Genomic DNA, 590 nt, shown 5'->3' on the forward strand with positions numbered 1-590 from the left:
GTTGTTGTTGTCTGTGGGCCTTCAGGTTCAGGTAAATCAACACTGATCAAAGCTGTTAATGGCTTAGAACCCATACAACAAGGCGAGATCCTCGTTAATGGAACCCTAGTTAATGATAAGCATACGGATCTTGCCAAATTACGCGCAAAAGTTGGTATGGTGTTTCAACATTTTGAGCTCTTCCCTCACCTCTCTATTATTGAAAATCTTACACTGGCACAAGTCAAAGTACTCAATAGAAATAAAGATGCGGCAAAAGAAAAAGGCTTAAAGTTATTAGAACGTGTTGGCTTATCAAGTCATGCGAATAAATATCCTGCTCAACTTTCTGGTGGCCAACAACAACGTGTCGCAATTGCTCGTGCTTTGTGTATGGATCCTATCGCAATGTTGTTTGATGAACCGACTTCCGCACTTGACCCTGAAATGATAAATGAAGTACTGGATGTTATGGTTGAGCTAGCTAATGAAGGTATGACCATGATGGTAGTAACCCATGAAATGGGATTTGCTAAAAAAGTTGCTGAGCGGATTATTTTTATGGATGAAGGACGCATTGTAGAAGATAGACCTAAAAATGATTTTTTTGA

Annotated in this window: 1 protein-coding gene; it reads left to right on the forward strand. The window is 39.5% G+C overall.

What is annotated here, in order from left to right; translation table 11 throughout:
• Positions 1–590, forward strand: a 590-nt coding sequence (locus ABN217_RS19830) for an amino acid ABC transporter ATP-binding protein (protein ID WP_349459940.1), incomplete at both ends; no start/stop codon positions are given.

The organism is Proteus sp. fly-1067 (assembly GCF_040139345.1).
Lineage (GTDB): Bacteria > Pseudomonadota > Gammaproteobacteria > Enterobacterales > Enterobacteriaceae > Proteus > Proteus vulgaris_B.